This window comes from Pusillimonas minor, from assembly GCF_014237865.1.
Taxonomy (GTDB): domain Bacteria; phylum Pseudomonadota; class Gammaproteobacteria; order Burkholderiales; family Burkholderiaceae_B; genus Neopusillimonas; species Neopusillimonas minor.
Window position 1 is genome coordinate 48,195 of the sequence record NZ_JACJUU010000003.1, and the last position, 26,213, is coordinate 74,407.

27 protein-coding genes and 2 pseudogenes are annotated in these 26,213 nt (G+C 57.6%); 20 read left to right on the forward strand and 9 right to left on the reverse strand.

What is annotated here, in order from left to right:
- Positions 1 to 261 precede the first annotated feature (261 nt).
- The 3 genes from GTU67_RS05210 (at position 262) to GTU67_RS05220 (ending at position 2,924) form a co-directional block, all read left to right on the forward strand.
- Complete coding sequence (locus GTU67_RS05210; RefSeq protein WP_001366550.1) at positions 262 to 999, forward strand: recombinase family protein; 738 nt, start codon at positions 262 to 264, stop codon at positions 997 to 999.
- On the forward strand, positions 996 to 1,220 hold the full coding sequence (locus GTU67_RS05215) for a hypothetical protein (RefSeq protein WP_000743213.1): 225 nt from the start codon (positions 996 to 998) through the stop codon (positions 1,218 to 1,220). The genes GTU67_RS05210 and GTU67_RS05215 overlap by 4 nt, the downstream gene beginning before the upstream one ends.
- Before the next feature lie 210 nt (positions 1,221 to 1,430).
- Complete coding sequence (locus tag GTU67_RS05220) at positions 1,431 to 2,924, forward strand: IS91-like element ISCR2 family transposase (protein ID WP_001120888.1); 1,494 nt, start codon at positions 1,431 to 1,433, stop codon at positions 2,922 to 2,924.
- Positions 2,925 to 3,159: 235 nt separating this feature from the next.
- Here GTU67_RS05220 and glmM read toward each other — a convergent pair.
- A pseudogene (gene glmM / locus GTU67_RS05230) lies at positions 3,160 to 3,402 on the reverse strand (phosphoglucosamine mutase); the annotation flags it as partial.
- An 86-nt stretch (positions 3,403 to 3,488) separates the two neighbouring features.
- The gene (gene sul2, locus GTU67_RS05235; RefSeq protein ID WP_001043260.1) at positions 3,489 to 4,304 is read right to left on the reverse strand and encodes a sulfonamide-resistant dihydropteroate synthase Sul2; all 816 of its coding nucleotides are present in this window, start codon (positions 4,302 to 4,304) and stop codon (positions 3,489 to 3,491) included.
- A gap of 470 nt (positions 4,305 to 4,774) precedes the next feature.
- Here sul2 and GTU67_RS05240 point away from each other — a divergent pair, with 470 nt between their 5' ends.
- The 5 genes from GTU67_RS05240 (at position 4,775) to GTU67_RS05260 (ending at position 8,427) form a co-directional block, all read left to right on the forward strand.
- Positions 4,775 to 5,029 carry a FitA-like ribbon-helix-helix domain-containing protein gene (locus GTU67_RS05240; RefSeq protein ID WP_185779063.1) on the forward strand — a complete coding sequence of 85 codons (255 nt, stop codon included), beginning with the start codon at positions 4,775 to 4,777 and terminating at the stop codon, positions 5,027 to 5,029.
- Complete coding sequence (locus GTU67_RS05245; protein WP_185779064.1) at positions 5,030 to 5,449, forward strand: type II toxin-antitoxin system VapC family toxin; 420 nt, start codon at positions 5,030 to 5,032, stop codon at positions 5,447 to 5,449.
- Positions 5,450 to 6,028: 579 nt separating this feature from the next.
- Positions 6,029 to 6,307 carry a hypothetical protein gene (locus tag GTU67_RS05250; RefSeq protein ID WP_185779065.1) on the forward strand — a complete coding sequence of 93 codons (279 nt, stop codon included), beginning with the start codon at positions 6,029 to 6,031 and terminating at the stop codon, positions 6,305 to 6,307.
- Between the two features lies 1 nt (position 6,308).
- Positions 6,309 to 6,812 carry a helix-turn-helix transcriptional regulator gene (locus GTU67_RS05255; protein ID WP_185779066.1) on the forward strand — a complete coding sequence of 168 codons (504 nt, stop codon included), beginning with the start codon at positions 6,309 to 6,311 and terminating at the stop codon, positions 6,810 to 6,812.
- Positions 6,813 to 7,089: 277 nt separating this feature from the next.
- Positions 7,090 to 8,427 carry a sensor domain-containing protein gene (locus tag GTU67_RS05260; RefSeq protein ID WP_185779067.1) on the forward strand — a complete coding sequence of 446 codons (1,338 nt, stop codon included), beginning with the start codon at positions 7,090 to 7,092 and terminating at the stop codon, positions 8,425 to 8,427.
- 98 nt (positions 8,428 to 8,525) lie between these two features.
- On the opposite strand, the gene GTU67_RS05265 is transcribed toward GTU67_RS05260, so the two are convergent.
- Positions 8,526 to 9,722, reverse strand: a complete 1,197-nt coding sequence (locus tag GTU67_RS05265) for an MFS transporter (protein ID WP_185779068.1) — start codon at positions 9,720 to 9,722, stop codon at positions 8,526 to 8,528.
- 162 nt (positions 9,723 to 9,884) lie between these two features.
- Between GTU67_RS05265 and GTU67_RS05270 the strand changes: the two genes are divergently transcribed.
- The 3 genes from GTU67_RS05270 to GTU67_RS05280 are packed head-to-tail and all read left to right on the forward strand — an operon-like array spanning position 9,885 to position 11,463.
- The gene (locus GTU67_RS05270) at positions 9,885 to 10,241 is read left to right on the forward strand and encodes a CidA/LrgA family protein (protein ID WP_185779314.1); all 357 of its coding nucleotides are present in this window, start codon (positions 9,885 to 9,887) and stop codon (positions 10,239 to 10,241) included.
- Positions 10,238 to 10,963 carry an LrgB family protein gene (locus GTU67_RS05275; protein WP_185779069.1) on the forward strand — a complete coding sequence of 242 codons (726 nt, stop codon included), beginning with the start codon at positions 10,238 to 10,240 and terminating at the stop codon, positions 10,961 to 10,963. The genes GTU67_RS05270 and GTU67_RS05275 overlap by 4 nt, the downstream gene beginning before the upstream one ends.
- Before the next feature lie 17 nt (positions 10,964 to 10,980).
- On the forward strand, positions 10,981 to 11,463 hold the full coding sequence (locus GTU67_RS05280) for a YajQ family cyclic di-GMP-binding protein (protein WP_185779070.1): 483 nt from the start codon (positions 10,981 to 10,983) through the stop codon (positions 11,461 to 11,463).
- A gap of 101 nt (positions 11,464 to 11,564) precedes the next feature.
- On the opposite strand, the gene GTU67_RS05285 is transcribed toward GTU67_RS05280, so the two are convergent.
- Both GTU67_RS05285 and GTU67_RS05290 read right to left on the reverse strand, forming a co-directional pair.
- Positions 11,565 to 12,326, reverse strand: a complete 762-nt coding sequence (locus GTU67_RS05285) for an ABC transporter permease (protein ID WP_185779071.1) — start codon at positions 12,324 to 12,326, stop codon at positions 11,565 to 11,567.
- On the reverse strand, positions 12,323 to 13,252 hold the full coding sequence (locus tag GTU67_RS05290) for an ATP-binding cassette domain-containing protein (protein WP_185779072.1): 930 nt from the start codon (positions 13,250 to 13,252) through the stop codon (positions 12,323 to 12,325). The genes GTU67_RS05285 and GTU67_RS05290 overlap by 4 nt, the downstream gene beginning before the upstream one ends.
- A gap of 98 nt (positions 13,253 to 13,350) precedes the next feature.
- Here GTU67_RS05290 and GTU67_RS05295 point away from each other — a divergent pair, with 98 nt between their 5' ends.
- The gene (locus GTU67_RS05295; RefSeq protein ID WP_221893282.1) at positions 13,351 to 14,850 is read left to right on the forward strand and encodes an NAD(P)H-hydrate dehydratase; all 1,500 of its coding nucleotides are present in this window, start codon (positions 13,351 to 13,353) and stop codon (positions 14,848 to 14,850) included.
- Positions 14,851 to 14,858: 8 nt separating this feature from the next.
- On the opposite strand, the gene GTU67_RS05300 is transcribed toward GTU67_RS05295, so the two are convergent.
- A complete protein-coding gene (locus GTU67_RS05300) occupies positions 14,859 to 15,689 on the reverse strand; it encodes a universal stress protein (protein ID WP_185779073.1) in 831 nt (276 codons plus the stop codon).
- Between the two features lie 119 nt (positions 15,690 to 15,808).
- On the opposite strand from GTU67_RS05300, the gene GTU67_RS05305 reads away from it, so the two are divergent.
- The 5 genes and pseudogenes from GTU67_RS05305 to GTU67_RS05325 all read left to right on the forward strand — a co-directional run bounded on the left by GTU67_RS05305 (position 15,809) and on the right by GTU67_RS05325 (position 20,668).
- Complete coding sequence (locus GTU67_RS05305) at positions 15,809 to 16,657, forward strand: HAD family hydrolase (RefSeq protein WP_185779074.1); 849 nt, start codon at positions 15,809 to 15,811, stop codon at positions 16,655 to 16,657.
- Between the two features lie 45 nt (positions 16,658 to 16,702).
- Positions 16,703 to 17,149: pseudogene (gene tadA, locus GTU67_RS05310) on the forward strand (tRNA adenosine(34) deaminase TadA); the annotation flags it as partial.
- Positions 17,150 to 17,402: 253 nt separating this feature from the next.
- Positions 17,403 to 18,362 carry an LD-carboxypeptidase gene (locus tag GTU67_RS05315; protein ID WP_185779075.1) on the forward strand — a complete coding sequence of 320 codons (960 nt, stop codon included), beginning with the start codon at positions 17,403 to 17,405 and terminating at the stop codon, positions 18,360 to 18,362.
- Positions 18,363 to 18,460: 98 nt separating this feature from the next.
- Positions 18,461 to 20,062 (forward strand): ABC-F family ATPase, encoded by a 1,602-nt coding sequence (locus GTU67_RS05320; protein WP_185779076.1) that lies wholly within the window; start codon positions 18,461 to 18,463, stop codon positions 20,060 to 20,062.
- Between the two features lie 9 nt (positions 20,063 to 20,071).
- Complete coding sequence (locus tag GTU67_RS05325; protein ID WP_185779077.1) at positions 20,072 to 20,668, forward strand: YigZ family protein; 597 nt, start codon at positions 20,072 to 20,074, stop codon at positions 20,666 to 20,668.
- A gap of 146 nt (positions 20,669 to 20,814) precedes the next feature.
- Here GTU67_RS05325 and trxA read toward each other — a convergent pair whose 3' ends face one another.
- Both trxA and GTU67_RS05335 read right to left on the reverse strand, forming a co-directional pair.
- Positions 20,815 to 21,192 carry a thioredoxin gene (gene trxA, locus GTU67_RS05330; protein WP_185779078.1) on the reverse strand — a complete coding sequence of 126 codons (378 nt, stop codon included), beginning with the start codon at positions 21,190 to 21,192 and terminating at the stop codon, positions 20,815 to 20,817.
- A 98-nt stretch (positions 21,193 to 21,290) separates the two neighbouring features.
- Positions 21,291 to 22,586: an NCS2 family permease gene (locus GTU67_RS05335; protein WP_185779079.1), complete on the reverse strand. Its 1,296-nt coding sequence runs from the start codon at positions 22,584 to 22,586 to the stop codon at positions 21,291 to 21,293.
- Positions 22,587 to 22,746: 160 nt separating this feature from the next.
- Here GTU67_RS05335 and tsaD point away from each other — a divergent pair, with 160 nt between their 5' ends.
- Positions 22,747 to 23,778, forward strand: a complete 1,032-nt coding sequence (gene tsaD, locus GTU67_RS05340; protein ID WP_185779080.1) for a tRNA (adenosine(37)-N6)-threonylcarbamoyltransferase complex transferase subunit TsaD — start codon at positions 22,747 to 22,749, stop codon at positions 23,776 to 23,778.
- Positions 23,779 to 23,847: 69 nt separating this feature from the next.
- Here the strand turns inward: tsaD and plsY are convergent, their stop codons facing one another.
- Positions 23,848 to 24,501: a glycerol-3-phosphate 1-O-acyltransferase PlsY gene (plsY, locus tag GTU67_RS05345; RefSeq protein WP_185779081.1), complete on the reverse strand. Its 654-nt coding sequence runs from the start codon at positions 24,499 to 24,501 to the stop codon at positions 23,848 to 23,850.
- Positions 24,502 to 24,621: 120 nt separating this feature from the next.
- On the opposite strand from plsY, the gene surE reads away from it, so the two are divergent.
- Both surE and GTU67_RS05355 read left to right on the forward strand, forming a co-directional pair.
- Positions 24,622 to 25,380, forward strand: a complete 759-nt coding sequence (surE, locus tag GTU67_RS05350) for a 5'/3'-nucleotidase SurE (protein WP_185779082.1) — start codon at positions 24,622 to 24,624, stop codon at positions 25,378 to 25,380.
- On the forward strand, positions 25,365 to 26,207 hold the full coding sequence (locus GTU67_RS05355; RefSeq protein WP_185779083.1) for a protein-L-isoaspartate(D-aspartate) O-methyltransferase: 843 nt from the start codon (positions 25,365 to 25,367) through the stop codon (positions 26,205 to 26,207). Before surE ends, GTU67_RS05355 begins: the two co-directional genes overlap by 16 nt.
- Positions 26,208 to 26,213: the final 6 nt, after the last annotated feature.

A 26,213-nucleotide genomic window follows, 5' to 3' on the forward strand; every position in this document is an offset into this window, starting at 1 on the left:
GCGGATTCACTACCCCTGCGCGAAGGCCATCGGTGCCGCATCGAACGGCCGGTTGCGGAAAGTCCTCCCTGCGTCCGCTGATGGCCGGCAGCAGCCCGTCGTTGCCTGATGGATCCAACCCCTCCGCTGCTATAGTGCAGTCGGCTTCTGACGTTCAGTGCAGCCGTCTTCTGAAAACGACACATTTAGATCGATATGTGATAAATTGGCCTGCCAGTTTAAGATGGGTGCATTTGAGTATGCCCAAAGGAGCCCGCAAGTATGCGCAGGACGAAGCCAGTAGCCGCGCCGATGGTGGCGCGGGTCTATCTGCGCGTCAGCACCGACGCGCAGGACTTGGAACGCCAAGAGGCGATCACTACGGCCGCGAAGGCCGCCGGCTACTACGTCGCCGGCATCTACCGTGAGAAGGCATCCGGCGCACGCGCCGACCGGCCTGAGCTGCTGCGCATGATCGGCGACCTACAGCCCGGCGAGGTGGTCATTGCCGAGAAGATCGACCGCATCAGCCGCCTACCTTTGCCCGAGGCCGAGCGCCTGGTGGCCTCGATACAGGCCAAAGGCGCACGCCTGGCCGTCCCTGGCGTGGTCGATCTATCCGACCTGGCGGCCGAGGCCCAGGGCGTCGCCAAGATCGTGCTGGAAGCCGTGCAGATCATGCTTTTTCGCCTGGCCTTGCAGATGGCCCGCGACGACTACGAGGACAGGCGCGAACGCCAGCGCCAAGGCATTGAGTTGGCCCGCCAGGCCGGGCGGTACAAGGGCCGCCGTGCTGATCCGAAGCGCCGCGCCCAAGTTGTCGCGCTGCGCAAGTCCGGCTACAGCATCAACAAGACCGCCGAGCTGGCCGGGTACAGTGCGGCCCAGGTGAAACGGATATGGGCCGAGGTCAGCCAGGCCGAAGCGAAGCAGCACGGCGCGTTCGTGGAGGACGCATTGACGGAAGCCGATGCCCTGGCCGCTGTCGGCCAGGATGAGCGCCAGGAGGAAAGGGCATGAAGAAGCCGAACCAAGACGACGAGCCGTTTTTCATCACCGAGGAGATTGCGGCCGAAATGATCGCCGGCGGCTATGAGTTCGAGCTGCCGCCCATTCCTTGCACCATCCGCCTACGCGACGTGCTGGAGCGCATGACCGATGCTGAGCTAGCATTGCAGCCGGGCGAGATCGCCGACCAGGAGCGTGAACGCTGCCGGCGCAAGCCGTGTTCAACCTCATGATCTGGTCATGGTATTTTTCATGGCACTGAGCCTGATAGTTCTTGCAAATTGTTGTCACTAAAGGGTTTTGTGTGCTTGTTTACAATCGAGTGGGAGTGACGGGCACTGGCTGGCAATGTCTAGCAACGGCAGGCATTTCGGCTGAGGGTAAAAGAACTTTCCGCTAAGCGATAGACTGTATGTAAACACAGTATTGCAAGGACGCGGAACATGCCTCATGTGGCGGCCAGGACGGCCAGCCGGGATCGGGATACTGGTCGTTACCAGAGCCACCGACCCGAGCAAACCCTTCTCTATCAGATCGTTGACGAGTATTACCCGGCATTCGCTGCGCTTATGGCAGAGCAGGGAAAGGAATTGCCGGGCTATGTGCAACGGGAATTTGAAGAATTTCTCCAATGCGGGCGGCTGGAGCATGGCTTTCTACGGGTTCGCTGCGAGTCTTGCCACGCCGAGCACCTGGTCGCTTTCAGCTGTAAGCGTCGCGGTTTCTGCCCGAGCTGTGGGGCGCGGCGGATGGCCGAAAGTGCCGCCTTGCTGGTTGATGAAGTACTGCCTGAACAACCCATGCGTCAGTGGGTGTTGAGCTTCCCGTTTCAGCTGCGTTTCCTGTTTGCCAGCCGGCCCGAGATCATGGGGTGGGTGCTGGGCATCGTTTACCGCGTCATTGCCACGCACCTGGTCAAGAAAGCGGGCCATACCCACCAAGTGGCCAAGACGGGCGCGGTCACCCTGATCCAGCGTTTTGGATCGGCGCTCAATCTGAATGTTCACTTCCACATGCTGTTTCTCGACGGTGTGTATGTCGAGCAATCCCACGGCTCAGCGCGTTTCCGCTGGGTCAAGGCGCCGACCAGCCCAGAGCTCACCCAGCTGACGCACACCATCGCCCACCGGGTGGGTCGCTATCTGGAACGGCAAGGCCTGCTGGAACGGGATGTCGAAAACAGCTATCTGGCCTCGGATGCGGTGGATGACGACCCGATGACACCCCTGCTGGGGCACTCGATCACTTACCGTATCGCTGTCGGTTCACAGGCGGGGCGAAAGGTGTTCACTTTGCAAACTCTGCCGACCAGTGGTGATCCGTTCGGTGACGGGATTGGCAAGGTAGCCGGGTCCAGCCTGCACGCCGGCGTGGCGGCCAGGGCCGATGAACGCAAGAAGCTCGAACGGCTGTGCCGGTACATCAGCCGCCCGGCGGTATCCGAGAAGCGGCTGTCGTTAACACGAGGCGGCAACGTGCGCTACCAGCTCAAGACGCCGTACCGGGACGGCACCACGCACGTCATTTTCGAACCATTGGATTTCATTGCAAGGCTGGCCGCCCTGGTACCGAAGCCCAGAGTCAACCTAACCCGCTTCCACGGGGTGTTCGCACCCAACAGTCGGCACCGGGCGTTGGTCACGCCGGCAAAACGGGGCAGGGGCAACAAGGTCAGGGTGGCTGATGAACCGGCAACACCAGCACAACGGCGAGCGTCGATGACATGGGCGCAACGGCTCAAGCGTGTTTTCAATATCGACATCGAGACCTGCAGCGGCTGCGGCGGCGCCATGAAAGTCATCGCCTGCATTGAAGACCCTATAGTGATCAAGCAGATCCTTGATCACCTGAAGCACAAAGCCGAAACCAGCGGGACCAGGGCGTTACCCGAAAGCCGGGCGCCACCGGCTGAGCTGCTCCTGGGTCTGTTTGACTGACGAGCCTGAAGGCCAACGATACCAATCAAAATGCTGCGTTCACAGCGCCGCGGCAGGGATCCGCCGTGCTGGTTGTCGGAAAAGGAGCCGCTAGTGGGAAAGAGGAGGGTAAATTTTCAGCGTTGCTGGCTCCCCGTCAGCCGGATTGGGTTGCATCGCAGGGGTGTCGAAAGAGTCAACTGCGGTCCAAAGCTGTTGGACTTGGGTGAAAAGGGCGTTTATTCTTCCTATACGTTGTCGGCAGCGGGCCAAAAAGGAATACGTCCATGCCCATCGAGGTGAAACCGGCTGTGAGCGCGGGTTCAAGCATATAGCCCGACAGGCGCGTATCCTTGCCGATCACGACACGATGGCGGTGGTCACCGCGACGAAAGACACGGCCAGCCGCCATGCCGACGCGCAAGGCGGTTTCCGCCGTCATCGCGCCTTCGTTGGCTTTGCCACGAATACCGTCTGTGCCGAAATATTTGCGCACCATAAGGTCGATTATCCTGTCGTCGGGTCGCCCTCAAAGGGGACATGCCTGCTGAACCGCGAATATAGAGAAATATCCCGAATGTGCAGTTAACGAATTCTTGCGGTTTCTTTCAGCGCCGCCAATACCGCCAGCCCGTCGCGCAAGGGGCGCGGCTCGTGTGTGCGGATGAAGTCAGCTCCACCTGCGGCGGCGGCAAGCTCTGCAGCGAGTGTCGCGGCCCCGACATCCCCCGGACCACGGCCTGTGAGCGCGCGCAGAAAGGATTTGCGCGAAACAGACAGAAGCACCGGCAAATCGAAGCGCAGCCGCAATTCATCGAACCGCGCCAGCACCGAGAGCGAGGTTTCGGGAGCAGCCCCCAGAAAAAACCCCATGCCGGGATCAAGGACAAGGCGGTTGCGTTTGATACCGGCACCCGTCAGCGCCGCGATGCGCGCGTCAAAGAACGCCGCAATGTGATCCATGATGTCGCCAGCGGGTGCCTCGCGCCGATCTGCCTGCCCGTCTTGCACCGAATGCATAACGACGAGTTTGGCAGATGATTTCGCCAATTGCGGATAGAACGCAGCGTCTGGAAAACCGCGAATATCATTGAGATAGGCCACACCACGCGACAAGGCATAGGCTTGCGTCGCGGGTTGATAACTGTCGAGCGAGACGGGAATGCCATCTGCCTTGAGCGCGTCCAGCACCGGCGCGATACGCGCGATTTCTGTGTCGGACGAAACAGGCGCGGCGTCGGGATTGCTGGATGCCGGACCGAGGTCGATCACATCTGCCCCCTCGGCCATCAGCTTACGCGCCTGCGCAATGGCTGCGTCTGGCGCCAGATACCGGCCTCCATCGGAGAAACTGTCCGAGGTTATGTTGACGATGCCGAAAATGATGAGCGATTTATTCATGGGGGCTTCTATAATAATAATAATCGAGCATGAGTCTCATACGGATGCTCGGGTCGAAAGGGAATCCCCAGGCGAGTAACCTGTTTGCGGTGATCCATTAGCTGCAGGAGCAGAAGAGCATACATCTGGAAGCAAAGCCAGGAAAGCGGCCTATGGAGCTGTGCGGCAGCGCTCAGTAGGCAATTTTTCAAAATATTGTTAAGCCTTTTCTGAGCATGGTATTTTTCATGGTATTACCAATTAGCAGGAAAATAAGCCATTGAATATAAAAGATAAAAATGTCTTGTTTACAATAGAATGGGAATGATCCCGCGTCTGGCATGGTCAGGCACATAATGGCATCAAAAGCCGCAAAGCCCGCGTCATTGCGGGCTTTTTTGTTTGTTGCATGACTGGTCCATTATCCTTGTATGAATGACTGCATAATCCTATAATTGCAGTCACAGACAGCAAGCTGGAGGATTTGAATTATGGCAATCCTGACCGTAAGAAATGTGCCAGATGATGTGCATCGTGCGTTGCGCGTGCGGGCGGCGGAGCATGGCCGTAGTACGGAGGCCGAGGTGCGAGAGATTCTCGCCGCGGCGGTCAAGCCAGAGAAGCGTGTGCGTGTAGGTGACGCTCTGGCCGCCATCGGTCGCAAGGTCGGTCTGACCAACGAAGACCTTGCCATCTTCGAGCGTGTGCGGGATAAAGCACCAGCCAACCCTATGGGTTTTGACTAAATGATCGTCCTGGATACCAATGTCGTTTCTGAGGCGATGAAGCCGGAACCAGACGCGTCGGTAAGAGCCTGGCTGAACGATCAGGCTGCGGAAACCTTGTATCTATCCAGTGTCACATTGGCTGAGCTACTGTTTGGTATTCGAGCGCTGCCAGCCGGAAAACGCAAGAATTTGCTTGATCTTGCCTTGGATGAACTGCTAGAGCTGTTCAAAGATCGACTACTACCATTTGATACCGATGCGGCGCGACACTACGCCGATTTGGCCGTGACAGCCAGAAATGGAGGGCGTGGCTTCCCGACACCCGATGGTTACATCGCAGCTGTTGCAGCATCGCGTGGTTTCATCGTCGCATCACGTGACACATCGCCCTATGAAGCGGCCGGCGTGACAGTCATTAATCCCTGGAAGAGCGTATAGCCACACGGCATCGCTGCAAATTGCCAAGAACATAACCGCGAAGCTCCAGCCCTGCTGGCTGCACAGCCGCGTTGGGCGTGGCCGCGCAAATTATGACGATAGTGCCAATTTTCGCTACCGGCATTGGCACCGGCAACGACCTACTTCCCAGTTTATTACTCTAAATTAAACGGCCATCTTGCAGAGAGCCCGCTACGAGCCGAAGCTGTGGTCCGGCATGAAAGTTTGAGTTTTCTAAGTCGTTGAACCCACAGTCATTCAAAAACGCATAGATAGCGTGGTAGGCGATAGGTGGCCGCGTCACATCTTCGCTAGAGCCTTCGGGCACGAAAACCACCATGCCCTTTTCATGTGATCTGCGCCGGCCACTGATCGCACGACCTTGGGTGATTTCCGTAGTGGACCAAGTTGATCATTGCCGGTGGTTTGAGAATCTGATTCAGGCACACTGTTGTGTCAGTTCACATAGAAGCTTGCTGCATTACACATTGCAGACACTTTTACTGCGAAGCTAAGCGCTCTTTGATAATGGTTGTCTATTGACAACCTTATTGTTTGCATATACAGTGGAGACTATTGATGACGCGTTCGCTCCATCCAAAGAAAGAGGTTGAAGCCATTCTGAAGTACGCCGAGCAGCATGGTTGGCGAATCAAGGTGGGTGGTGGTCATGCTTGGGGCCGAATGTATTGTCCGTACAACCAATACGATTGCCGCTGCGGCGAATTTTGCGTTGTTAGTATCTGGAGCACACCTAAGAATCCGGGCAGTCATGCACGCGCCTTGGGGCGTGTTGTTGAAAATTGCACTGTGCATCGTACGTGCGAGGAAATCAGCCGCATTTCTCAGGACCACTGAAATGGAATATATCTTTACCTTGAAGTACCAGCTAGCAGACGGCGATTGCGACCACGACGACTTGGTCGGGCGCCTAGCCGAGGCCGGTTGTGACGATGCTTTGGTCGGCGTTGGGTTGCCCGGGCGGTTGGCGCTCGAATTTACGCGCGAGGCCGAAGATGCCGATATCGCGGTGCGCAGCGCATTGGCCGATGTGCAGCGTGCTATCCCTTCAGCAACGCTTATCGAAGTTGCGCCCGACTGGGTGGGGCTTACCGACGTAGCGCAAATCGTGGGTGTATCGCGCCAAAACATGCGCAAGCTCATGCTGGCGCATGCCGGCAGTTTCCCGGCGCCAGTTCACGAAGGCACGACAACGGTCTGGCACCTGGCCGATGTGCTCGGGTGGTTACAAACCAAAGGGGGGTACGCGGTGCCCCAAAATGTGGTCGATGTGGCACACGCAGCGCTGCGCGTTAACGTCAACAAAGAACATCAACGTTTGCCGTCCACCCCGTCTAAATAATCCAGTCGGCAGGTTTGCCGTTGCTTTGTAGGGCAGTGCCGTGTCAAAAGTATAGGTTGCCGGCCGTTCTGCAGTACTCAACTGGGCGCCGGCCCATTCAGTAAGCGCTTCTGCCAGCGTCGAATCCTTTCATAAAACCACAATGGCTCTAAGGCAGCTGTCTTCGTCTGCTCTTACTAGCCTGACGACAACATAACGATTTCTCACTCTTTATCCAGAGAGGGTCTTGGGCGAAAAAAGCAGATAAAAATAGTTGTAACGCCTTATAATTTTTTGCATGAAATCGAACGCTTACACGCCGATAGCCAGCTTCGTTGATCTTCTGATGGACGCTGTCTTTGCGGTTAACCTTGATGCTTCCATCGTCTTCGCAAGCGCGTCGTGCGAACGTATTTTCGGTTACACGCCAAAAGAAATGATTGGCAAAAATATGTTTGACCTGATGCTGCCCGAAGACCGCGAGCGCACCCGGGCATCGGTTCAAGAGGTCGTGTCGGGTTGCCCGCAGCTTCACTTCGAGAATCGCTACATCCGCAAAGACGGGCAGGTCGTGCATATTATGTGGTCGGCACGATGGTCGCCGGCCGACCAGCTACGTATTGGCGTTGCCCGCGACATCACCGAACGCAAGCGGGCCGAATCTTTGCAGGCGGCGCTTTACGCTATTTCCGAAGCCGCCCACCGCGCCGATGATTTGCTAACGCTGTTTCAACACCTTCATCATATTGTGGGCACGTTGTTGCCAGTTGATGATTTCTCGGTGGCGTTGGTCGACCCCGAAACAGGCGAGCTTGGTTTTCCGTATCCAGAAAGTAAAGGTAGCCAAATGTTGGCGCAGCTCAAGGAAATTTCTGGCCCGCTTTGTAGTCAGATCGTTCGTACAGGCCTGCCCCTGCTGCTGAACCCCACAACAATGCGGCCGTACCTTGACGAACTTGACGTGCCGCCAGGCGTGCAATCAGCGGCGTGGCTGGGCGTACCGCTTAAGTCACAACATGAAGTCATAGGCGTCATTGTGCTTAACAGCCATCCTGGCGGGGCCTGCTACACCCACGAAGATCAGGCGTTGCTGCAGTTTGTCTCGACGCAAATCGCTACTGCAATCGAGCGTCAAAAAATGCAAACACGGCTTAAGCAAATGGCACAGTACGATCAGTTAACAGGCCTGCCTAACCGCGCATTACTGTACGACCGTCTAAAGGTGGCGTTGTCTATTGCAAGACGAGAACAAGAGCAGTTTTCTTTGCTGTACCTCGATATAGACAAATTCAAGCAAGTCAACGATACCTTGGGTCACAGCGCCGGAGACCTGTTGCTAAAAGAGGTGGCCAGGCGCCTGAAGCTTTGTGTGCGCGAGTCGGATACCGTTGCCCGAATGGGCGGCGACGAGTTTGTTGTGTTGCTGCATCGCAGCCCATGGCCGGATCAAGCCGAAGAGGTCGCCGAAAAAATCCGCGATGTCTTCAGCCAACCCTGTGTTCTGAACGGGCACAGCCTGAACATCGCGTGCAGTATCGGGATTGCGCTTTACCCAGAGCACGGTAGCGACGAAGCGCAGCTTATTGAGTTTGCCGATAAAGGCATGTACCAAGAGAAAAAAGCCAAAGTCGGCTAAGTCACGCGGCCAACACGCGCACTGTTAACGCAAAGCGTTACCGTATTTAAGCGATGCGCCTGCTGATCAATGCGCTTGTTGACCACTACACGTATTGATCAATGCACTGGCCTGGGCAGCCACCGCCAGAACACCCAGGCTGCGGCAAACCCCAGGCCGCCCACCATGGCTACACCGGCGCCCAGCGAAACCATGGCGGTTACGCCAGACAGCAATAAAGGCCCGGTACTGCCGCCAATATCCGACAGCAGGCGCCAAAGGCCCAGAAACTGCCGACGCCCTTCGGCCGGCGAGGCATCGGCCCCAATCGTCATAATCAAGCCCGAGCCTATCCCGTTGCCAAACCCCAGAAGCATGCTGACGATAATGAACGCTGACAAGCTTGTGGTAAAGGGCATGATGAACAGCATGCTGCCCATGATGATCATTGACGGTAGCGCCACCCAAAGACGCCCCTTTTTATCCATGACTTTGCCTGCGGGGTAGAACAGCAGCATGTCGATAGCCCCCATCAGCCCGTAGACCACGGCCGTGGTGGTGGCGTCGACACCAATATGCGCGGCCCATAAGGGGATAACCACCTGACGACATGAGCGAATGGCCATGACGCATACACAGCCCAGCCCCAGCGTTAGATACGTACGTGCATGACTGCGCGCAATATTGCGTAAATTTGGTTTTGGGCCGGCTGGCTTTGCTCCAGACGCGTCGGTGACCGGTTTGTGCTCGAAATCGGGAATGCTGAAGGCTAGTGCGCCGGCTGCGGCCACAGCCACCAGCGCAACCATATAGCCGCCCGATAGCCCCGCAAAGTGCATGACGCCTGCACCCAGAAAGGGCCCTGCAAACAGCCCGATACGCGTGACCCCACCCAGGGTGGACAGCGCTCGTGCCCGCATGCCGATGGGGACGGCTTCGGTCAGGTAGGTTTGCCGTGCCAGTAAAAAGACCGAATTCGACATCCCGATAAGCAGCACGCCCAAAGCCAGTACCGCTGCGTGCGGCGCCAGCAGGCACAACAGCAACCCAACCAGGCTCAGCAGCGCCGCGCCGACCATCGCGCGGCGTTCTCCGTATCGGGCGGTGAATAGTGCCGCCGGAATATTATTGAGTAATGAACCAATGCCAATCAGGGCGACAATAAAGCCCGACAGCGCCACCGAAGCACCTAGCTCGCGTGCAGTCAACGCAATGATCGGATAAATTGCGCCTTCGCCAATACCAAACAGCAACGATGGGCCGAAGGCGGCAACTGCAATTTTGCGCAGGCTGAATTCTGTATTATGGGTAGGCACGACGGGATCTTGGTGAAAAAATAGCGGTGGCGGGCGTTGTACCCGCAAGATCTGTGTATTGTAAAACGGCACACCTGACTGACATTTGAATAAGACGATGACCATGTTTGGGCTCATCTTGGTCAGGGCGCAAAAAATAAATGAAGGGGAAAACGCATGCCGGTGTTAACGGCGGTGGCCGTATTACTTGTTTTGCAACTGGTTGGCGAAGTGTTTGTGCGCCTCACGCAATTGCCAGTGCCAGGTGCGCTGGTGGGGTTGCTATTGCTGTTTGCCGGCCTGGTGTGGCGTGGTCGCTTGCCAGCCGCACTGCGCGATACGGCCAAACACGTGCTGCAGCACCTGATGCTGCTATTTATTCCGGCCGTGGCCGGCATTATGCTGCACTTCGATCGCATTGCGGCCGAATGGCTGCCGTTTCTGCTAGCCTGCATTTTGGGTACGGCCATTACCATCGTGGTAACGGCGCTAACCTTGTCCTGGATGCTGAAGCGCCAGAATAATCGGGGGCAATCATGACAGACGCCCTGATGTCGTTGTGGTCGGGGCTGCAGGCGTCGCCACTGCTTTGGGTAACGGTCACCACTGTCATTTATTTGTTGGCCCTGATGCTTTACAAGCGGTCGGGCAGCCACCCGTTTTTATTGCCGGTGTTGACGTCGGTGGTGGCTATTGTGGGGCTTTTGGTGCTTACAGGCACGCCATTTCAGTCCTACGAAGCGGGCACCCGGTTCATGAGCTTTTTGATCGGCCCGGCAACCGTCGCGCTGGCTGTGCCGCTTTACAGCCAGCTGACTCGTCTTAAAAGTATCTGGAAGCCTTTGGCCGTGGCCCTGGTCGTTGGCTGTTTTACCGCCATTTTTTCGGCGCTGGGTATCGCTTGGCTGTTTGGGGCCTCTACTGAAACCCTATTGTCATTGGCGCCCAAGTCGGCCACCATGCCCATAGCCATGGAAGTGGCCCAGCTAACCGGTGGTTTGCCATCGTTTACAACGGTGGCGGTGGCCATTACGGGCATTGCAGGCGCCATTATTACCGGCCCCATTTTGCGTATTCTAAACATCAGCGATCCGGTCATTCACGGCTTTACCAAGGGGCTGTCGGCCCACGCCATCGGTACGGCCAAAGCGATACAGGTGGGCGAAACCAACGGTGCATTCTCTGCGCTGGGGTTGTGTCTTAACGGTATCGCTACTGCGCTGGCGGTGCCGCTGGTGCTCAAGCTTTTTGGTTTGTTTTAATTTTCAAGGAAATTGTCATGCCTTCTTTTGACGTCGTCTCCGAAGTCGATAAACACGAGTTAAGCAATGCGGTCGACCAGGCCAATCGGGAACTGGTCAGCCGTTTTGACTTTAAGGGCAGTAATGCCACCTTCGAGCTTGAGGGGTATGTGGTCACGCAAGTGGCGCCCAGCCCGTTTCAGCTTCGTCAGATGCTTGATATTTTGCGCGGCCGCTTGTCGGCACGCGGCATTGATGTGCGTTGTCTTGAAGAGGGCGAAATTGCCGAGAACGTATCTGGCGCACGACAAAAAGTGACGGTGCGCCAAGGTATCGAACAATCGGTGTCCAAAAAGCTGATTGCGGCGATTAAGGCGGCCAAAATTAAGGTCGAAACACAGATTAATGGCGACAAACTGCGGGTCACCGGCAAAAAGCGCGACGATCTGCAGTCGGCCATTGCGCTGTTGCGCCAGCAAGACGTCGACTTGCCGTTGCAGTTCAATAATTTCCGCGATTAGGCTTCTGGCTTTTGCCGTTACACGTCAGCGTTAATGCCGCCAACCAAAGCGGCGTATTAATGGACTAGTTGCGCAGCCGGCCACCGCAGCGTTTTAAAAGACTAGTTGCGCAGCCGGTATCCGGTTTTGAATATCCAGGCCACAATGCCCAGGCACGCCGCTAAAATGCCCAGCGTTACGCCCAGGCTAACGGGCAGGCTGACGTCGGCGGCCCCGTAAAAACTCCAGCGAAACCCGCTGATCAGGTAAACCACCGGGTTCAGCAGGCTAACCGCCTGCCAAAAGGGCGGCAGCATATTAATGGCATAAAAACTGCCGCCCAAAAATGTTAGCGGCGTCACAATCAGCAGGGGCACAATCTGCAGGTTTTCGAAGCTGTCGGCCCACACGCCAATAATGAATCCGAACAAGCTGAACGTGAGGGCGGTCAGTACTAAAAACACCACCATCCAGACCGGGTGTTCGATGCGCAAGGGGACGAAAAACGTTGCGGTCGCCATAATGATGAGAGCCAGTACCAGCGATTTGCTCGCCGCTGCTCCTACATAGCCCATCAAAATTTCTATATATGAAACCGGCGCCGAGAGCAGCTCGTAGATGGTGCCTGTAAACCGCGGAAAATAGATGCTGAAAGACGCATTGGAAATACTTTGCGTCAGGACTGACAGCATGATTAGGCCCGGCACAATAAAGGCGCCGTAACTGACCCCGTCGATATCCGCCATACGACTACCAATGGCCGACCCGAACACCACAAAGTAAAGCGATGTCGACAAAATAGGGGCCAGCACGCTTTGCGACAGGTTGCGCCGCAGGCGATACATTTCGAACATGTAAATGGCTTTTATGGCTTGAAGGTTCATGTCGTCTCCTTGATCAAGTCGACGAAAATGTCTTCAAGCGAGCTTTGCCGGGTGTGCAGGTCGGTGTACACAACACCTGCCCGGTACAGGCGGTCGATCAGGGCGGCAATGTCGGCGGTGTCGTCTTTGGTGTCGTAGGTGTAAACCAGTTGTCGGCCGTCGGCTGACAGCGCAATGTGCGGGTCTTGCAAGGTATCGGGCAAGCGGGTTAGCGCTTGCTTTAGTTCAAGGGTAAGCTGCTTTTTGCCAAACGAACGCATGAGGGTGTGTTTGTCTTCGACCAGAATCAGCCGCCCTTGGCGTATCACCCCGACGCGGTCGGCCATTTCTTCGGCTTCTTCAATGTAGTGCGTGGTCAAAATGATGGTGACGCCTTCTTGCTTGAGCCCGCGGATGACGTCCCACATGCCCTTGCGCAGCTCAACGTCGACACCGGCTGTGGGCTCGTCAAGAAACAATACCGGCGGTTCGTGCGACAGCGCCTTGGCAATCAGCACGCGTCGTTTCATCCCGCCCGACAGGGTCAGCATGCGGTTGTTGCGTTTGTCCCAAAGCGACAGCGACTTGAGGATTTTTTCGATAAGCGCAGGGTTGGGGCGCTTGCCGAACAGCCCACGACTGTAGCTGACGGTATTCCAGACTTTTTCGAAGGCTTCGGCGGTCAGTTCCTGGGGTACCAGGCCAATGCAACGGCGGGCTTGGCGGTACTGACGCACGTTGTCAAAGCCGTCAATGGTTACCTGCCCGGCGGTTAAGTTGACCAGGCCGCAAATACTATTAATAAGCGTTGTTTTGCCGGCGCCGTTCGGGCCTAGCAGGGCAAAGATCTCACCGCGATGAATGTCGAGGTTGATGTTGTCCAGGGCTTGAAACCCGGAGGTGTAAGTCTTTGAGACGTTGCGGATGGAGATAATGGGTGATGCCACACAGCCCTCGTTCTGATGAATCGCCGATACGCAGCCAGCCCGATTTGCCCTAACATTAAGCGCATTGGCCGGCAGGTCGTATCAGTATAAAGACTACCATGAGCACACATGAATCAATGGCGTTATTGACGCCTGCCGAAATGGCCCAGGCCGACGCTGCGACGGTCGAACGAGGGGTGTCGGGCATTGAGCTGATGGAGGCGGCGGGTCGTGCCGTCGCGCAGGCCATCATGCGGCGCTGGCCGCGCCGACCTGTGCTGGTAGCTTGCGGCCCGGGTAACAACGGCGGTGACGGCTATGTGGTGGCGCGGCATCTGGCGGCACATGGCTGGTCGGTGATGGTTGGTGCGCTTAGTGGCGCCCGGCCGTCGGCCCCTGATGCCGCGCACCACGCGGCACTGTGGGAAGGCGTCGTTCAGCCGCTGTCTGTCGGCCTGCTCGACGATGCCGAACTGTTGGTCGATGCCTTGTTTGGCGGCGGTCTTGGTCGGCCTCTGGCGGGCGACGCCGCCGAGTTCATTGAAGCTGTCCGCCATCGTCGTATACCGGTATGCGCAGTCGACTTGCCCAGCGGGCTTGACGGCAGCACGGGCAGGGCGCAAGGGGTGGCGGCCCGTGCCGACCTGACCGTCACTTTTTTCCGGAAAAAGCCTGCCCACGTACTGTTTCCGGGCCGGGGGTTGTGCGGCGATATTGCGCTGGCCGACATCGGCATTCCCTCTGAAGTTCTCGACACGATCGCACCGGCCGCTTTCGAGAACAGCCCTGTGCTTTGGCAACGCCATTTTCCCTGGCCGTCGCTTGAAGGACATAAGTACCATCGCGGGCATGTGCTGGTCGTAGGCGGGCAGACGATGACAGGTGCGGCCCGCTTGTCGGCGCGCGCGGCGGCCCGTGTCGGGGCCGGGTTGGTGACTGTCGCCGCCCCGGTGTTTGCATGGCCGGTGTATGCGGCTGCCCTCGAGGGCATTATGGTGACGCCGTTTACCGATATGGGCAGCTTGCACGATATATTCAGCGACAGTCGAAAAAACGTGCTGGTCATTGGCCCCGGCGCCGGCGTTGGCGGGCAAACCCGCGAGCAAGTGTTGGGGGCTTTGGCGACGGGTCGGCGTCTGGTGCTCGACGCCGACGCCATTACGTCATTTGCCGCACAGCCTCAGTCGTTGTTGTCGGCACTGCATCACGAGTGCGTGTTGACCCCGCACGAAGGCGAGTTTGTGCGGCTGTTTGGCACGGATGACGCCGATAAACTGACGCGGGCCCGCGAGGCCGCCCAGCGTTCGGGGGCCGTGGTTGTGCTGAAAGGGGCCGACACCGTCATTGCCGCACCCGATGGCCAGGCCGTGGTTAATACCAACGCCCCGGCCTTTTTGGCCACAGGCGGTACGGGTGATGTTTTGACGGGTTTGATTGCAGGCCTGATGGCGCAGGGGATGTCGCCGTTTTGGGCCGCGTGTGCGGCCACTTGGGTGCATGCCGAAGCGGCAACCCGATTTGGCCCCGGGCTGGTGTCTGACGATTTGCCGGGGCTGGTGCCCGGCGTGCTGCGCGCGCTTTATGGCGATGCCGGCCACGATGGCCGGCATACGGGTTAGGCGGGCAATTAGTGGGAAAACAAAATGGGCACTGTCATGGAGTCGAGCAAGGTTTTTGAGGTGCCCCCCAGCATCCATTCGCGTGCGCGACTGCGGTTATAGGCGCCCATGACAATCAGGTCGGAACCGTGATCGCTGGCGGCGTTCAAAATGGTGTTGCCAATGCCTGCGTCAGCACTGTCCAGACGTACGCGCCGGGGCTTGACATACCCCTTCGAAACGCAATAGGCCTCGATGTCTTCTTCGTGAACATCTTGCGACACCAGACGGTTCGATCGTTCGTCGATGCTGACGATGACGATTTCTTTGGCGTTGGCCAAAATGGGTGCAGCGTCGGCAAACGCACGGGCGGCGCGACGACCGTGATCCCAACACACCAAAATGCGTGAACCCACCGGGTGCTGTTCGCCGATATAGGGCACCATAAGCACAGGCCGGCCCGCCGACGTAATGACGGCTTCGGCAATACTGGGGCGGACGCTGGAGGTTTGCTTGACGGTTTGGCTCATGACCACCAGGTCGCAGTACCGCGCATGCAAGGCCAGAACGTCTTCAGACAGACCTTTGGGGTTGCGCCAGATGGCCTTGACACCGGCGGCGGCCGCCTGGTCTTCGAACAGCGCTTTCATTTCGTCGCGCTCTTGTGCCAAATGGGCGGTCATCATCTGGCTGACTTCGCGAGGAATGAGGCTGCCGTCGCGCAGGTAGTCGGAGGGCTCCGGGCTGGGGTAGACACCGACGACTTCGGCATTGTGCGTTTTGGCCAGCCGCAACGTGGTTTCAAGGCGGCGAACCTGGTTGTTGTCTTTGGTAAGATCAATAGCGATACGTCCCAGCATGCGCGTCTCCTGACGGGTTATAAAGTGGGTTGGACTCCGGTTTTTGTTAATTTTGATTCTAAATACGAAAACCGGCCATAAGCTTGATTAAACGCAAAGTTCGTAGCGCTAAAAATATTATGTCCGATGTCATTGCCCTGGTTTTTGATTTTGACGATACCCTTGCCCCCGACAGCACCAGCGGGTTTTTAACCGAAATGGGTGTCGATGCGGGCCAGTTCTGGTCCGACCGGGTCGGACCCTTGCTCGACCACCACGACTGGGACCCGGTGCCGGCTTATCTTCACGAAATGATCGAGCTGTCAAAGTCGCAAAAACACGGGCTCATCACCCAAGAACGGCTGCAGGCCTGGGGCCAGCGTTTGCCCTTGCACGACGGCGTCACCACACTGTTCGACCGCTTGCGTCGTCATGTTCGGCAAGCGCACCCGCAAGTGCAGCTCGAGTTCTATCTTATTTCCAGCGGCATCGGCGATGTCGTTCGCCATACGCCTATTGCCCACGAATTCACCGATATCTGGGCGTCAGAATTTATCTACGGCCCCGATGGTGGTATTCATTTTCCGCGTCGTATTGTCAGCTTTACCGACAAAACCCGTTATCTGTTTCATATTCAAAAGGGTATTGTCGGGGCCGCGTCGCGCAAAAAGCCTTTCGAAGTTAATCGAAAGGTCGATCAAGACAAGCTGCGCATCCCCTTCCAGCAAATGATTTTCATCGGTGATGGCTATACCGACATTCCGTGTTTTTCGCTGGTGCGTAAATCGGGCGGTGTGGCGTTTGGCGTCTGGGACCGAAAACACCGCGAAAAGCGCAGCCGGGCCTGGGGCTTTATCCAGGAAGGGCGGGTGTCGAACCTGAATCAGGCGCGTTACGACGAAGATGCCGAGCTTTATCAATGGCTTGAAGAGGCTGTAGAAAGCCTGGCCGGGCGCATTACGCTCAATTCGCGTATGTATGTGGGCTAAGCACCCATGTCGGTAGATTCGTTTACGCCGCTCGACCACTGGGCGATGCAGCAAGCCATGCATCAGGCCGCCAATGCCGCGCAAATCGGCGAGGTGCCGGTTGGGGCGGTGGTGATTGATGCCGACGGGCACATTATTGGTACGGGGTACAACCGTACCATCACCGATCACGACCCCACGGCCCATGCCGAAATCGTTGCATTGCGCGACGCCGCTGCGCGTGTGGGCAACTACCGGCTGCCCGGGGCCCGTGTGTACGTCACGCTAGAGCCGTGCACCATGTGCATGGGCGCCATGGTGCATGCGCGTGTCGCCCAGGTTGTCTTCGGGGCGGTCGACCCCAAAACAGGCGCCTGCGGCAGCGTGCTCGATATTGCCGCCATCAACCAGATCAACCACCACACCCAGGTGGCCGGCGGTTTGCTGGCTGAAGCCTGCGGCGCCTTGCTGTCCGACTTTTTCCGCGCGCGGCGTGCCGCCATTCGCGCGCAAAAGGGCAAGCGGCCGCTGGAGGGGGTCGTGCCCATTTTGCCTAATGTCTCGCTGCCGCAGAAGGATGTTCCGCCGCCACAGCCAGATGTCTCACTACAGCCAGATATCCCCTCGCCACAGCCGGGCGCGTTCCCGCCACTGCAGGGTGGTGATTCGTCATAAACTGTTTGTCTCACTGCTTTGGCGTCGCGTTACTTCTGTCGCGTCGTCAAAGCAGTGCCATTTCAGCCCTTTTTAGGTTTGCCCCCAATCCATGTCAGTTCAAGCCTCTGCCGTGCACGACCATCACCATGATCACGACCACCATCACGACCACTGCCAGCCTGCACCCGACGGCATCTACCTGATTTCGCCATCGGGTGCAGTTTCCGATCCGGCGGCTGTCGATCTGGCGTGTCAGCGCTTGCAGGCCATGGGTTTTAAAACCACGGTCGATCGCACCGCGCTGGCCGTACACGAGCGCTTTGCCGGTACCGATAAACAGCGCCTGGCAGGTATCAACCGCGCGCTTAAACAAAAGCATCCTGTTGTCATGGCCACGCGCGGGGGGTACGGGCTAAGCCGCCTGTTGCCGTTAATCGACTGGGCCGCTGTGGCACAAAGCGGCAAGCAGTTTGTGGGGCTAAGCGATTTCACACTCTTCAACCTGGCCTTGTTGGCCAAAACGGGCGCCCAAAGTTTTTCGGGGCCGATGGCTGTGGGTGACTTCGGCGCTAAAAAGCTCGACGACCTGACGGCTGCATTGTTTACCGAGGCGTTGAGCGGGGAGCTAGAAATTCTTAGCTTCGAATCGCCTGACGCCGACAAGGTCGATGCACGGGGCGTGTTGTGGGGCGGTAATCTGGCCATGGTGGCGGCGTTGGTGGGCACGCCTTACATGCCCGACATTGACGGCGGCATTTTGTTTCTTGAAGACGTGGCCGAGCACCCGTACCGGGTCGAACGCATGCTGAACCAGCTGTGGCAGGCCGGTATTCTGGGCCGTCAAAAAGCCATTGTGCTGGGGCACTTTACCGATTACAAACTGGCTAAAAACGACAATGGCTTCGACATGGCCAGTGTCATCAAGTGGTTGCGTTCCACCGTTAAAGTACCCGTGGTTACTGGGCTGCCGTATGGCCATGTGCGGGTCAAGGCGACTTTGCCCGTGGGTAAGCCGGTGGGTATCGCCACCGAAAAAGGCATGGCTTATCTGGTGCTCGACGAGCATTAGGGTAAACTACGGGGTTACCCTTAATTTTTGTTTAGTGATGGCGGGTTACGCGTTGCGTGGCCCGTCCGGTCAACCCTGTTTTTGGTGATACGTTTTAAGTGATTTCTACCGCTAATCTTACGATCCAGTTTGGTCCCAAGCCCCTATTTGAAAACGTCAGCGTCAAGTTTGGCGAGGGCAACCGCTACGGTCTGATCGGGGCCAACGGTTCCGGCAAGTCGACCTTCATGAAAATCATCGGCGGAGACCTCGAACCTTCGTCGGGTAACGTATCGCTCGAACCTGGCGTGCGTCTGGGCAAATTGCGTCAAGACCAGTTCGCCTACGAAGATATCCGGGTGCTCGACGTGGTCTTGATGGGTCATGCCGAAATGTGGGATGTCATGGCAAGGCGCGACGCCATTTATGCCAACCCCGAGGCCACCGAAGACGACTACATGGAAGCGGCCAACCTCGAGGCCAAGTTTGCCGAGTACGACGGCTATACCGCCGAGGCCCGTGCCGGCGAGTTGCTGCTGGGCCTGGAAATCCCGGTCGAACAGCACAACCTGCCCATGCGCGAAATTGCTCCGGGCTGGAAGCTGCGCATATTGCTGGCGCAGGCGTTGTTCTCGAATCCCGATGTCCTGTTGCTCGACGAACCCACCAACAACCTCGATATCAATACGATTCGCTGGCTGGAAAACGTGCTGAACAGCTATCAAAGCACGATGATCATCATCAGTCACGACCGTCACTTCCTGAACCAGGTGTGTACGCACATGGCCGACCTCGACTACCGCGAACTGCGCGTGTATCCGGGTAACTACGACGATTACATGCTGGCCGCAGCCCAGGCCCGCGAGCGCGTCAGTGCGGTTAATGCCAAAGCCAAAGAGCGTGTCGCCGAACTGCAAGACTTTGTGCGCCGTTTTGCCGCTAACAAGTCCAAGTCGCGTCAGGCGACGTCGCGGTTAAAGCAAATCGACCGCATCAGGGCCGACACCATCGAGGTCAAGCCGTCCTCGCGCCAGAATCCGTATATTCGTTTCGAGCAAAAGAAAGTCATGCATCGTCTTGCCGTGACTATCGAAAGTATTTCCAAAGCCTACGATCATCCCGTGATCCGGCCTTACTCGGCGATGGTCGAGGCCGGCGAGAAAATCGCGATTATCGGGGCCAACGGTGTCGGTAAAACGACTTTGCTGCGCATGCTGGCCGGCGATCTGGCCCCCGACGCGGGCAGTATCAAGTGGTCCGAAAACGCCGACCTGGGTTACATGGCCCAAGACGTTTCCGATCAGTTCCAGTCCGACGACAACCTTTTCGACTGGATGGCTAATTTCCGTCAGCCCGGCGACGACGACCAGGCCATGCGTTCGGTGTTGGGGCGCTTGCTGTTTTCTGCCGACGACATCGTCAAGGCGGTCAAGGTATTATCGGGCGGCGAGAAAAACCGCATGAGTTTCGGCCGCCTGATGCTGGGCCGGCACAACGTTATGCTGCTCGACGAGCCTACCAACCACCTCGATATGGAATCCATCGAGTCATTGCAGTACGCCCTCGAGAAGTACGAAGGCACACTGTTCTTTGTCTCGCACGACCGCGAGTTCGTTTCGGGCCTGGCCACACGCATTCTCGAAATCCAGCACGACGGCCAGGTTGTGGACTACGCCGGCGGTTACGACGACTACCTGGCTTCGCGGGGCATCGAGGGCTAAGCCGTTGCCGTGACATACACACTGGTTGCCACGGTTTCGTTTCAAGAAGAGATACGCAAAAGTCGTTTTGCAGTGTGGGCTGCGCCAGTGCAAAACGCACAAGACGCCGCCGCATTCATTGCGGCGCACAGCGACCCGGCCGCAACGCACAACTGCTGGGCCTGGAAGGTTGGTCAGGCCTACAGGTTTAACGACGATGGCGAACCCACCGGGACAGCAGGCAAGCCCATACTGCAGGCCATAGAGGGGCAGCAACTGGACGAAGTTGCTGTGCTGGTGGTGCGCTGGTTTGGTGGCATCAAGCTGGGTACAGGCGGGTTGGTGCGGGCCTATGGCGGCGCAGCCGCCCAGTGCCTGCGTGCCGCCGAAAAAATCGAACAGGTCGAGAAAACCAGGGTGGGTTGTGCGGTGTCGTTTTCGGATATGGCCTTGGTGCAATCAAGGCTGGCGGGCTACGGTGCAGTCGTTGTTGCCGAAACATTCAACGCGCAAGGCGTGAACTGGCAACTGGATATGCCCGTTGAGCAGCTTGCTGTGTTTACTGCAGAATTTGCAAACCTGACGCGTGGGCAGGGTCGCCTTGACGTGATGACAGACCCGTCTTGACGTGGTGATTGACCCGCCTGCACAGGGCGGTTACCCAAGCCGCGAACCTGTTCCCTTATAAACAAAACGCGCCCGGTAAACAGGCGCGTTTTGTTGTTGCGGCCCCGGTAGGGGCGTTTTTACTGCTGGCTGCCCGAAAGGGCTTTTTACTGGCCTTGCTGTTGCTGTTGTTGCGCGGCGATGTCTGCATGCACCTGCGCCATATCAATACTTTTAACCTGGGTGACCAGTTCTTCAAGCTGGCTGGCCGACAGGGCACCCGGTTGGTTGAACAGCAATACCTGCTCGCGGAACACCATGAGTGTTGGAATAGAGCGGATGCCCAGGGCGCCGGCCAGTTCTTCCTGGTCTTCGGTGTTGACCTTGGCAAAGGTGATGTCGTCGTGCTGCGAAGCGACTTTTTCGAATACCGGCGAGAAGCTGCGGCAGGGGCCGCACCAGGGGGCCCAGAAGTCGACAATAAGCGGTTTGTCGTCGAGGACGGCAGCCTGGAAGGTGTCTTTGGTCAGTTCGATCGTGCTCATGTGGGCTCCCGAAATAAAAAAGCGGCTGTTGAAGCCGCTTGTGAGTTTTGCTAGTGATTACCAGTGTACTGGTTTATGTTTTTTATTGCACGTTGGCCTTAGTGCCCGCCGAAGTAGGCGTACTTAATAACAAACAACACACCCACAATGAAAGTGGCGGGGTGGATTTGCTTGATACGGCCGGTGATGATTTTAAGTACGACGTAGCTGATGAAGCCGAAGGCCAGGCCGTTGGCAATAGAGTACGTGAACGGCATGGCGACTGCGGTCAGTGCGGCCGGAGTAGCTTCGGTGGCATCGTGCCAGTCGATTTCGGCGACTTCGCGCAGCATCAGGCCAGCCACGTAAAGCAGGGCGGGTGCGGTAGCGTAAGCAGGTACCGAGCCGGCCAATGGGGCCAGGAACAGGGCCAGTACAAACAACACGGCAACGGTCAGGGCGGTAAGACCGGTACGGCCGCCGGCCTGTACACCCGAGGTGCTTTCGATGTAGGCGGTGGTGCTGCTGGTACCGAGCATAGAACCTGCAACAATGGCGGTACTGTCGGCAAACAGGGCGCGACCCAGGCGGTTGGGCTTGCCTTCAGGCATCAGGTTGGCCCGCTTGGCAACACCGATCATGGTGCCGGTGGCGTCGAAGACTTCGACCAGGACCAGAACCAGAATGACGTGGACAAAGCCAAAGCTTAATGCGCCCATGACGTCGAGTTGCATGAAGGTAGGTGCCAGGCTTGGTGGTGCCGAGAATACGCCGCCAAACTGCTGGTGGCCCATGATGATGGACAGGATGGTGATGGCCAGGATGCCGATCAGGATGGCGCCACGTACCTTGAGGGCGTCGAGGGCGGCAATGATGAACAAGCCCAGGATGGCGTAAAGGGTAGACGGGGCTGTCAAATCGCCCAGTGCAACCAGCGTGGCTTCGTTACCGACAACAACGCCAGAGCTCTTCAGGGCGATGATGGCCAAGAAAAGGCCAATACCGGCCACAATAGCCGAGCGCAGCGACTTGGGGATGCCTTCGACAATCCAGGTACGTACGCCGGTGACGGTAAGAATCAGGAAGATGATCCCTGAAATGAACACCGCACCCAGCGCTTGTTGCCACGAATAGCCCATGGCGCCGACAACCGTAAAGGCGAAGAAGGCGTTTAGCCCCATGCCCGGTGCCATACCAACAGGCCAGTTGGCCACAAATGCCATAATTAATGTACCAATGGCTGCAGCCAGGCAGGTAGCGACAAAAATGGCGCCGCTATCCATGCCGGTGGTCGACAGAATGGCCGGGTTTACAAAGATAATGTAGGCCATCGTAAGAAACGTCGTCACACCCGCTAAAATCTCGGTGCGTACGTTGGTACCGTGTTCTTGCAGCTTAAACAGGTTTTCAAGCATACAGCGCCCTCCCTAGGCAATGAATTATTTCAAGTTTGAATATTAGGTAGTACGACGGTGCAATTCTAAGCCGTATTTTCCCTGTGCAGTATTAATTTCAGACCGTAATTACCCGCATATTTATTAGGTTTCCAGCGATTTTGTCCGACATTGTGCCCACATGATTATTCTTGGTTATGAAAGTTCCTGCGACGAGACCGGTGTCGCGTTGGTATGTACCGAACGCGGCTTGTTGTCGCATGCGTTGCACAGTCAAGTCAAAATGCACCAAGAGTACGGCGGGGTGGTGCCCGAACTGGCATCGCGCGATCACATCCAGCGGGTGCTGCCATTAACCGCCGAAACGCTGGCGGCGGCCGGCATGCAGCTGGCCGATGTCGACGCCGTAGCCTATACCGCAGGCCCGGGGTTGGCCGGCGCCTTGTTGGTGGGCGCCAGTGTGGCGCAGTCCATCGCCTGGTCGTTGGGCCGTCCGGCTATTCCGGTGCATCACCTCGAGGGGCACTTGTTGTCGCCGTTGCTGGCCAACCCCACGCCTGCTTTTCCTTTTGTGGCCCTGCTGGTTTCTGGCGGGCATACCCAGCTTATGCGGGTTGACGGGGTAGGGCGCTATGCCTTGTTGGGCGAAACACTCGATGACGCGGCCGGGGAGGCATTCGACAAGTCTGCCAAATTAATGGGCCTGGGATACCCGGGTGGGCCGGCTCTGTCGAAGCTGGCCGAACAAGGCGACCCTACTGTTTACGATTTGCCGCGCCCCATGCTGCATAGCGGCGATCTCGATTTCAGCTTCAGTGGTTTGAAAACTGCCGTGCTGACCCGAATGAAGTCGTTTGATGTTAACGGCGGAGCGGCGTTCGAAACGGCCAAGGCCAACCTGGCAGCGGCCACCGAGGCCGCCATTGTCGATGTGCTGGCCGCCAAATCGCTGAAGGCCATGAAACAGACCGGGCTAAAGCGCCTGGTGGTCGCCGGTGGCGTGGGCGCCAACCGGCACTTGCGACAGCATCTGGAAACCGAAATGGCGCGTCGTGGCGGCGAGGTGTTTTTCCCGCCGTTATCGTTATGTACCGATAATGGCGCCATGATTGCGTTTGCGGCCGCACAGCGGGTAAATGCCGGTCTGGTCGATTTATCGACTTCGTCTCATGCGTTTACCGTCAGGCCGCGTTGGGGGTTGCACGATATTTAGACGTAGTCTGCCTGTAGTGCCCTTCAGTGGCAGCCCCAGGGGCACGCGGCATTAAAAGCCGCGCGTTGTTCAGGTTTTGTTTTTTTGTTTTGAAGCGCCGATGCGTGGTTCGGTACCTTTCATCAGGCGGCTGATATTGGCGCTGTGGCGAAAGCACAGCATGACGCTGATGACCACGATGGCGAAGGCGATGCCGGGTTCAAGTCGCCAGGCAATATTGCCGCCAAACAGGTAATACAGCGGCGCAAAAATGGCGGCCATAATGGCAGCCAGCGACGAATACTTGCTGGCATAAGCCACAATCAGCCAAGTGGCCACCGTAGCCAGCGCCAGCAAGGGCTGCAGACCCAGCAAAACGCCCAGTGCCGTTGCCACGCCTTTGCCGCCCTTAAAGCCCAGAAATACCGGGTAAAGATGGCCCAGGAATACTGCCACTGCGGCCGCCGCAACAACCCAGGTATCCAGTGCAAAACCCGATACCAGCATTTTGGCCAGCCAGACGGCAGCCCAGCCCTTCAGCGCGTCGCCCACCAGCGTCAGCAAAGCGGCTTTCTTGTTGCCGGTGCGCAATACGTTGGTAGCGCCGGGGTTTTTCGAGCCGAATGTGCGGGGATCTTGCAGGCCCATGAGCCGGCTGACGACAACCGCGAACGGGATGGAGCCCAGCACGTAGGCGCCGGCGATAATAAGCAGGCTGACAGCCAGGGCGATCATTACAGTCATGACAGGGGCAACTCCGTTTACTAAAAATCAAGGCGCGGCAATTCTACCCTGTGTGGCCCACCCATGTCGTTTTCGAGCGGGTACAATTGGCCACATTCATACGAGCAAAATGGAAGCGTAATGCGCATATTAGTGTCCAACGACGATGGTTACAACGCAGCAGGTATCGAGGCGTTGACCGAAGCTTTGCGTGGTCTGGGCGATATCACGGTTGTTGCACCCGAAACCAATTGCAGCGGCTCTTCAAACTCCCTTACGCTCAATCGTCCGTTATCGGTTCGACAGGCTTCAAATGGCTTTTTTTATGTTAATGGCACGCCCTCCGATTGCGTGCACATTGCCTTAACGGGCTTGCTCGATTTCCGCCCCGACCTCGTCGTTTCGGGCATTAACAACGGCGCCAATCTGGGCGACGACACCTTGTATTCGGGTACGGTTGCGGCGGCCACCGAAGGCTACCTGTTCGGTATTCCATCCATAGCATTTTCCCTGGTCGAACGGGGCTGGAAGCATCTCGATAATGCGGCACGCGTGGCGCGCCAGGTCGTCGAGCATCATATCGCTCAGCCACTCGACAGCAAGGTTTTGCTTAACGTCAATATTCCGGCGGTGCCATCTTCCCAATTGGCCGGCACTCGGGTCACGCGCCTGGGCAAGCGCCATCCGTCCGAGCCCGTCATTAAAAGCGCAACCCCTTATGGCGAGCCTGTCTACTGGATCGGCCCCGTTGGCAATGTATTCGACGCAGGCGCCAATACCGACTTTGCCGCCATCGAAGAAAACTACGTGTCGGTCACGCCGCTCAGGCTCGACCTCACCTATCACGAGCAGCTCGACGCCGTTACGCGGTGGGCTGGCCCGCTATGCGAAAACCCGTAACCCGGTCGCCGTTTGGCACTGGTACGGTCAACCGGTTTGGCCGCTCCAGTCTGGGGCATGGCCTAACGGTCAGCAACAGCAACGCCCGCGTCAGCGCGCCGGGCCTGACTGCGCGCAAGCCGGTCGTAACCAGTGCCGCTACGTCGTTGCCTGTCCCCGGGGTTGACCGCATTCAGGCCAATTTGGGCCTTAATTCCGATCGTCTTCGGGCGCAAATGGTGCAGCGTCTGCGTACCCAAGGTATTACCGACGAGCGTGTGCTCGGGGCCATGCTGGCGGTGCCCCGGCATTTGTTTGTTGACGAAGGCTTGGCCAGCCGGGCATACGAAGATGCGGCTTTGCCCATCGGCTATGGCCAGACCATTTCCCAACCCTGGGTGGTGGCGCGCATGATTTCCGTGGTTTGCGAAAACCGCGTGCCATCGCGGGTGCTCGAAGTCGGTGCGGGCTGTGGCTACCAGGCTGCGGTGCTGGCTCAACTGGTTCGCGATGTCTACGCTATCGAGCGTATCCGCGGGCTGTATGACCTGGCTCGCGAGCACCTGCGAGCACTCAAGCTGTCCACGCGGGTCCGGTTGTCGTTTGGTGATGGTATGCTCGGTTTGCCGACGTCGGCGCCTTTCGATGCCATTCTGGTTGCGGCGGCCGGCATCAAAATTCCGCAGGCGTTGCTCGATCAGCTGTCTATTGGCGGGCGTCTTATTGCGCCCGAAGGCACATCGAACCAACGGCTTATTTTGGTCGAACGTACGGGCCCGTCCAGTTTCGCCCGGCAAGACCTAGAATCAGTTCGTTTTGTTCCGCTTCGCGCGGGAACACAGTTGTAAGGGAGA

Bases quoted from the DNA above. Each gene is read 5' to 3' on its own strand.
- GTU67_RS05295 (WP_221893282.1), top strand. From the start codon at position 13,351: ATGAGCACACATGAATCAATGGCGTTATTGACGCCTGCCGAAATGGCC.
- GTU67_RS05285 (WP_185779071.1), bottom strand. From the start codon at position 12,326: ATGAACCTTCAAGCCATAAAAGCCATTTACATGTTCGAAATGTATCGC.
- plsY (WP_185779081.1), bottom strand. From the start codon at position 24,501: ATGACTGTAATGATCGCCCTGGCTGTCAGCCTGCTTATTATCGCCGGC.
- GTU67_RS05250 (WP_185779065.1), top strand. From the start codon at position 6,029: ATGACGCGTTCGCTCCATCCAAAGAAAGAGGTTGAAGCCATTCTGAAG.
- GTU67_RS05215 (WP_000743213.1), top strand. From the start codon at position 996: ATGAAGAAGCCGAACCAAGACGACGAGCCGTTTTTCATCACCGAGGAG.
- surE (WP_185779082.1), top strand. From the start codon at position 24,622: ATGCGCATATTAGTGTCCAACGACGATGGTTACAACGCAGCAGGTATC.
- GTU67_RS05355 (WP_185779083.1), top strand. From the start codon at position 25,365: ATGCGAAAACCCGTAACCCGGTCGCCGTTTGGCACTGGTACGGTCAAC.
- GTU67_RS05260 (WP_185779067.1), top strand. From the start codon at position 7,090: ATGAAATCGAACGCTTACACGCCGATAGCCAGCTTCGTTGATCTTCTG.
- GTU67_RS05210 (WP_001366550.1), top strand. From the start codon at position 262: ATGCGCAGGACGAAGCCAGTAGCCGCGCCGATGGTGGCGCGGGTCTAT.
- tsaD (WP_185779080.1), top strand. From the start codon at position 22,747: ATGATTATTCTTGGTTATGAAAGTTCCTGCGACGAGACCGGTGTCGCG.
- GTU67_RS05240 (WP_185779063.1), top strand. From the start codon at position 4,775: ATGGCAATCCTGACCGTAAGAAATGTGCCAGATGATGTGCATCGTGCG.
- GTU67_RS05280 (WP_185779070.1), top strand. From the start codon at position 10,981: ATGCCTTCTTTTGACGTCGTCTCCGAAGTCGATAAACACGAGTTAAGC.
- GTU67_RS05220 (WP_001120888.1), top strand. From the start codon at position 1,431: ATGCCTCATGTGGCGGCCAGGACGGCCAGCCGGGATCGGGATACTGGT.
- GTU67_RS05245 (WP_185779064.1), top strand. From the start codon at position 5,030: ATGATCGTCCTGGATACCAATGTCGTTTCTGAGGCGATGAAGCCGGAA.
- GTU67_RS05305 (WP_185779074.1), top strand. From the start codon at position 15,809: ATGTCCGATGTCATTGCCCTGGTTTTTGATTTTGACGATACCCTTGCC.
- GTU67_RS05300 (WP_185779073.1), bottom strand. From the start codon at position 15,689: ATGCTGGGACGTATCGCTATTGATCTTACCAAAGACAACAACCAGGTT.
- GTU67_RS05275 (WP_185779069.1), top strand. From the start codon at position 10,238: ATGACAGACGCCCTGATGTCGTTGTGGTCGGGGCTGCAGGCGTCGCCA.
- trxA (WP_185779078.1), bottom strand. From the start codon at position 21,192: ATGAGCACGATCGAACTGACCAAAGACACCTTCCAGGCTGCCGTCCTC.
- GTU67_RS05335 (WP_185779079.1), bottom strand. From the start codon at position 22,586: ATGCTTGAAAACCTGTTTAAGCTGCAAGAACACGGTACCAACGTACGC.
- sul2 (WP_001043260.1), bottom strand. From the start codon at position 4,304: ATGAATAAATCGCTCATCATTTTCGGCATCGTCAACATAACCTCGGAC.
- GTU67_RS05255 (WP_185779066.1), top strand. From the start codon at position 6,309: ATGGAATATATCTTTACCTTGAAGTACCAGCTAGCAGACGGCGATTGC.
- GTU67_RS05315 (WP_185779075.1), top strand. From the start codon at position 17,403: ATGTCAGTTCAAGCCTCTGCCGTGCACGACCATCACCATGATCACGAC.